This window comes from Bacillus sp. SIMBA_008 (assembly GCF_046535495.1).
GTDB lineage: Bacteria > Bacillota > Bacilli > Bacillales > Bacillaceae > Bacillus > Bacillus subtilis.
On the sequence record NZ_JAWRWL010000752.1, the window covers coordinates 1 to 258 of the forward strand.

Genomic DNA, 258 nt, shown 5'->3' on the forward strand with positions numbered 1-258 from the left:
GAAATTGATTCAAGAGTATCTTAAAGAGGCAGGCGAAAGCCGATGAGCGTGACTATTGTCTCTAAGCGTTACGCTTCTGCTCTTTTTGACATCGTTCTTGCTTCTTCGGCAGTAGACGAAACTGAAAAAGAGCTGAATGAGATTGAAAAAGTTCTAAAGGCTGACCAAGAGTTGAATGACTTTCTTGTTCATCCAAAGATTACGGCAGACAAAAAGAAACATTTGATTGCAGAAGCTTTCAAAGGTGTTTCGACACAT

At 39.9% G+C, this 258-nt stretch carries 1 protein-coding gene; it reads left to right on the forward strand.

Going from position 1 to position 258, the window contains the following annotated elements:
* Window positions 1–42: 42 nt before the first annotated feature.
* Window positions 43–258, forward strand: a 216-nt coding sequence (locus tag SB658_RS25290) for a F0F1 ATP synthase subunit delta (protein ID WP_410603178.1), incomplete at its 3' end; no start/stop codon positions are given.